The sequence below is a fragment of the Streptomyces sp. W16 genome (assembly GCF_033194735.1).
GTDB lineage: Bacteria > Actinomycetota > Actinomycetes > Streptomycetales > Streptomycetaceae > Streptomyces.
In genome coordinates, this window is the sequence record NZ_JAWOAI010000583.1 from 1 (window position 1) to 5658 (window position 5658).

Genomic DNA, 5658 nt, shown 5'->3' on the forward strand with positions numbered 1-5658 from the left:
AGGCCGACGGGGGCGTGCTCACCGCGGTGCTCACCGCCACCGCGGAGGCCGTACGGGCTCCCGGCGCCGAACTCCTGGGCTCTGACGGCGAGTTGCTCGCCCGGTGCGGCGCGCGGCCGACCGGTTCCGCACCTGCCACCGATGTCCCGCTGCGGCTGTCCGGAACGCCGGTCGGCACGCTGCGGATCGCCGACCGGACAACCCAGGAGCCGTACACAGTGGCCGACTTGAAGGTGCTCCACGCCCTCGCCCCCTCAATGGCCGCCGCCGTACGGGCCGATGCCCTCGCCCAGGAGCTGGCGGCGGAGCGCGACCGGGTCATCGACGCCACCCGCGCCGAGCGCGACCGCTTCCGCAGGGACCTGCACGACGGCCTCGGCCCCGCCCTCATGGGAATCGCCCTGGCGCTCCAGGTCGCCGCGGACTCCCTCGACACCGGCGACGGCGCGACGACCCGGCGCATGGTGGAGGCGGCCCGGACCGAGGCCGACACGTCCGGCGCCGAGGTCCGGCGCATCATCCAGGACCTGCGCCCGGGAACCCTCGACCGCCTGGACCTGCTCGGTGCGTTGCGTGAACGCGCGCGGTCGTTCGCACCGGATCTGCCGGTCCAGGTGACGGGCCCGGCCGGGCCGGCCCTGCTTCCCCCGGACGTGGAGACGACGGCGTACCGGATCGCGTGCGAGGCGCTGACCAACGTGGTGCGGCACGCGGCAGCCACCCGGGCGCTCGTCGAACTCGCCCTTGCCGACGACGAGTTGACCATCCGGGTGGAGGACGACGGCCTGGGCCTGCGGCACCGCCCGGACCCGCCGCAGGCCGGCACCGGAGTGGGCCTCGCCAGCATGAGGGCCCGTGTCGCGTCGCACGGCGGGACACTCGTCGTGGACTCGCCCGGCCGCCTCGGCGGAACCGTGGTCACCGCACGCCTTCCCCTCAAGGAGCGGTCATGACGCCCGAGCGGCCACCGATCCGGGTGGTCGTCGCCGACGACCACCCCATGTACCGGCTCGGACTGCGGGCCGCCCTCGACAGCGACCCCGGCGTCCAGGTCCTCGCCGAGGCGGCGGACGGGGCGGAACTCCTCGACGCCGTACGGCTGCACGCTCCCGACGTCGTGATCACCGACCTGTCCATGCCGGGCACCGACGGCATCCACGCCATCCGGGCCATACGGCAGCACAGTCCGGGCACCGCCGTGCTGGCCCTCACCATGCACGACGGCGACGACAGCGTCTTCGCGGCCCTGCGCGCGGGGGCGAGCGGCTACCTGGTCAAAGGAGCGGACCGGGGGGAGATCGTCGCCGCCGTGGTCCAGGTCGCCGCGGGCGGCGCCGCCTACGGAGGGGCTGTGGCCCGCCGTATCGCCGAGTTCTTCACCTCCCGCAGCGCGGCCGACTGCGCGACGCGGGCGTTCCCCCTCCTCACCGACCGCGAACGCGACGTCCTGGACCTGCTGGCGGCCGGCTGCGGCAACCATGAGATCGCCCGCCGCCTGAGCCTCTCGGACAAGACGGTCCGCAACCACGTCTCGGCGATCCTGCTGAAGCTCCAGGTGCACGACAGGACCGCCGCCGCGCTCCGCGCCCGCGAGGCCGGCCTGGGCCGCGACGAGTGAACGACCGGCTCCACGCACTGCCGTGGCACGCACGGCCCCTGACTCGACGAGGGACTTCTACGACGACCTGGCCTCTACGGGCCGCGAACGCGGCGTGGGCGGGGGTCGTGGCACCGTGGCGGAGGCCGTGGAGCCGGACCGGCATGCAAGTCTCCGATTAGATCCGACAGTTTGAGGACCTGAAAGGTTGAGGCTCGTGCGCAAGCAAGGTCAACGTCACTCACACGTAGTTGGGCGCGGTCCTGGCGTAATCACGCCGGATGGTTGTTCAGTGGAATTGTGGGCCGTCCTGCCGCCCGGCGATATACCTGCGATCATCGAGCCTGCGCTCCCGCCGAATGCCCGCATTCTAGATCTTGGAGCGGGTGCCGGTCGCCTGACGCATCCGCTTGCCGCTGCCGGACATCATGTGACGGCAGTAGACGAGTCGGCAGAAATGCTGTCCCACATTCATCAGGCCGAGACGATATGCTCAACAATTGAGAGCCTGCGCCTCGATCGCCAATTCGATGTCGTGCTACTTGCATCGCACTTGGTCAACGTTCCCGACACCGCGAAACGTAATGGCATCCTTGCCACCTGCCGGCATCACGTCGCGGAGGACGGCGTGGTGCTCATACAACGTTTCACGCACAGATGGGCGCAAGAGGCCGGCGGACCTGGACACTTGGGTGCGGGCATCGAAACCGAGACAACAGTGGAACCGAACTCTGCAGGGCGCGACTTAGTGTCGGTAGTCGCCAGATATTCAATCGGAGATCAACACTGGGAGCAGGAATACGTAACGTGCCTCCTCGACGACAGCGCTTTGAGCACAGACTTGAACCGGGCGCGCCTGCAGCTCGATCGCTGGCTCAGCGAAGACGGGAGATGGGTGGTCGCGAAGCCTGAGCACTGATGAGCTGCCCGGAGTTTCATAAAGCCCGGTGATCTCGTTTCAGGCGGACTGGGGGACTTGTTCTCGGCTCTGCCAGAAGGCGCGTTCGTACTCCTGCCTGAGCGTCGACAACGCGGACAGGATGCTGCGGCAGATCAGGCTGATCCTCGGCACACCGGCCCTGCCGGCCCGCCACCTGGAGCGGCAGTCGCAGCGGCAGGCCGAGATCACCGGCATCCTCGCCCGGCGCGCCGGACCGGACTCCGGCGCCGACCTGCGCCCCGCTCTCACCGCGGCCCGGACCGCGCTGAGCCACTGAGCGGACAGCGGCGGCACCGCTGACCCCACCCACCGGCGTAGGCGTGGCTTTGGCATTGGCGGCGGGCAAGCCGGCCGTCAGGAGCGAGCCAGCGGATACGGCTCGGTCGTCACCGCTCGCCAGGCGCGGCGGACGCGGCGTGGGTGTCGAGTGGCCAGGTCTCGCAGGACGTCCCGGACTACGTCCGCGAGGGCGTCGTCCGCCGAGGAGAGTGCCGCGTGCCAGGCCCGGACCAGGTCCGCGACGGCCGCCCTGTCGTCTCCGGTCCGCACGGTCGCCCGCGTCGCGAGAGCGGTCACCAGCAGCTCTCCGTCGTCCTCGTCGTCCTCCTCGCGCAGGACGGCCGCCAGTTCCACCGCCTCGTCGGCCGGTACGAGCGCTTCGGCGTGACGTTCGAGGTCGTTGAGGGTGTCCGCCAGGTTGTTCAGCGACTGGCACAGGGCGATGCGGTTCGCGGGCAGGGTCTGGTCCAAGTCGCGGCGGATGCCCACCGCTTCCTCGATGCGTGCGAGAGCCTCTTCGTGCCGCCCGAGCGAACTGAGGCTGATGGCATGGTCGTTCAGTACTCCGCCCAGCAAGTCGCGGTCGTGGTCGGCAGCTTCGGCGGGTCCGTCGGCTTCGTCGGTTTCTCGGAGCAGCGCGCGCAGCGCCTCGGTCGCCCGCGCGAACTGTTCGACGGCACGGTCCGGGCGGCCGGTGCCGTCGAGTACGCGGCCGTAGGTGAACAGCACGGTCGCCCACTCGCCGCGCAGGTCGAAGAGGTCTTCCGGCTCCGATGCCACCAAGTCGCCCAGCTGCGCTGCCGCGCTCGCCGCGCAGTCGACGGCTTCGGCGTCCCGGCCCAGGTCGTCGTGGATCAGCGCGAGCAGATGCAGCGCCTTCGCGAGCTTACGGCGCAGTACCGCTCCGCCGGACTCGGCCAGTCGCCGTAGGATCTCGGCGGCTTCCTCGGCCAGTGTCAACGCCTCCTCGTACTCCCCCAGTTCGTGCAGGACGTCGGCCTGGGCCAGGAGGGATTCGGCGAGGTCGGGCTCGGTGGCGTCCGGTCGGGGGTCGGCGAGTTTGCGGTAGATGTCGATCGACTCGTCGTAGACGTCGTGCGCCTTGTAGAGCTGTCTGGTGTCCAGGAGGCAGTCGCCGAGGTTGTGCAGCGCGCCGGCGAGTGCGGGCAGCTGATTGGCGGGGGATACGACGGCGAGGGTCCGGTAGAGCGCCACGGCCTGGGTGAGTTGCGCGATGGCCTCGTCGTGGCGGCCGAGCCGTCGGAGCGCCGCCCCGCTGTTGTTCAGCACGTCCGCCATGAGGTGGAGATATCCCTCCCCGTGGCGCTCCACCAGGTCACGAGCCAGGTCTACGGCTGTTGCCGCGACGTCGGCCGCCTCCTGGGGCTGTCGCAGTTCGGAGTGGGCTCCGCTGAGGTTGCCCAGGGCCAGCACGAGGGCGTCCCGGAACCGGTCGCTGTTGGCGGCGTCGAGGTCCCGGAAGATCCGCACCGCTTCCCTGGCGGCGGCCAGCGCGCCGTCGTGCAGGCCAGCCCCGGCCCGGATCGCCGAGAGATTGTGCTGGGCGTTCGCCAGCCGGTACAGACACTCCACCCGGTCCTCCTCCGGAGCCTCGTCGTGGAGTGCCGTCGTCAGTTCCAGCGCCTGTTCCGCGGCGGCGACCGCCTCCGCGTGGCGGGTCAAGTCACCCAGTGTGTTGCCGTAGGTGGTGAGCGCGGTGGCGTAACGCCGGCGGTTCTCAGGGGAGTTGTCGGCGACCCGGCTCAGCAGTTCGCAGCTGTGGGCCGCCGCGTCGAGGCCTTCCTCGGGGAAGCCGGAATGGGAGTGGGCGCCGGCGAGGGTGTTCAGCGCCGAACCCAGTTCCGGGATGAACTCCGGCTCGCTGTCTGCCAGTTGCGAGTACATCCGGACGGCCTCGGCGGCGTGCACGAGGGCTGTGTCGTGCTGGTTCACGGCGGTCAGCCGCAGCGACAGGTTGTGCGTCAGCTGGGCGACCGTCTCCGCGTCGGGCCGCTCCCTGCGCCGTTCCGCGTCGAGGGCGGCCCGGGTGCTGACCACCATGAACGCGGCCAACGCCAGGCTGCTGTCGGGCAGATGGCCGATCACGGACTCCTCCAGATCGAGCCCCTGCCCGGCGGCGGCACCGCTCACCTCGCCCAACACCTCGACCAGCGTGGTGTCCTGCAGCTGCGTGGCGACGGCGATCGCGAGCGGCAGCCTGGCCGCCGGGTCCGCGGCCAGCAGGGCGGTCATCGCCTTCCCGACGTGCGGGTGGCGCGGCGCGGCCCGTCCCAGCACCGTCAGCGCCCGCGTGACCTGGGCCTCCCCCACGACGGGTGCCACCCACTCGACGAACTCCGGCTGGTCGAGGAGCGTGCTCGCCACCAGATCCTCGCCGAGCCGGTCCGGGCGCAGCGGGTTGAGGGTGTCAGGGCCGGGATACAGGGCGTCGAGCCAGCGCAGGTGACGCTCCACGGCGTCGTGACCCTCGCCGTCGAACGTGGGCAGCGCGGCGCACAGCGTCCGCGCCTCCGCCGTACTGCGCGCCGTGAACAGCGTGGCCGCCGAGACCACTTGGTCGTGGCGCAGGCTCCCGGGCGCCGGCAGGTCGTGCGGCACTGCTGTCGTCGCCCAGTGGCGCCGTTCGTGGTCGAGGACACGCAGCAGTGGATCGCGGCGGGCGGGCGCGGCGTCCGCCACAGCGCCGGGTACATCGTCCGCTACGGCTCCGTCGAGAAGTGCCGCCAGCGCCGAGGCATGCACGTCCAGCAACCGGTCGTACCGTGCCGAACCGAGCGCGTCCGGCGCGGCGGTCACCGGCACCGGGTGCCCCAGCCGGGCC

Annotated in this window: 5 protein-coding genes; 4 read left to right on the forward strand and 1 reads right to left on the reverse strand. The window is 71.1% G+C overall.

The window, feature by feature from the left end:
• The 4 genes from R6V09_RS44400 to R6V09_RS44415 all read left to right on the forward strand — a co-directional run.
• Positions 1-953: sensor histidine kinase (locus R6V09_RS44400; RefSeq protein WP_317887165.1), on the forward strand; the 953-nt coding region annotated here is incomplete at its 5' end.
• A complete protein-coding gene (locus R6V09_RS44405; RefSeq protein ID WP_317887166.1) occupies positions 950-1618 on the forward strand; it encodes a response regulator transcription factor in 669 nt (222 codons plus the stop codon). The genes R6V09_RS44400 and R6V09_RS44405, both read left to right, overlap by 4 nt.
• 271 nt (positions 1619-1889) lie before the next feature.
• Positions 1890-2516, forward strand: coding sequence for a class I SAM-dependent methyltransferase (locus tag R6V09_RS44410; protein ID WP_317887167.1), 627 nt, complete (start codon positions 1890-1892; stop codon positions 2514-2516).
• Positions 2517-2544: 28 nt separating this feature from the next.
• Complete coding sequence (locus tag R6V09_RS44415; RefSeq protein ID WP_317887168.1) at positions 2545-2814, forward strand: acyl-CoA-like ligand-binding transcription factor; 270 nt, start codon at positions 2545-2547, stop codon at positions 2812-2814.
• A 77-nt stretch (positions 2815-2891) separates the two neighbouring features.
• On the opposite strand, the gene R6V09_RS44420 is transcribed toward R6V09_RS44415, so the two are convergent.
• A partial coding sequence (locus R6V09_RS44420; RefSeq protein WP_317887169.1) for a tetratricopeptide repeat protein occupies positions 2892-5658 on the reverse strand: 2767 nt, incomplete at its 5' end.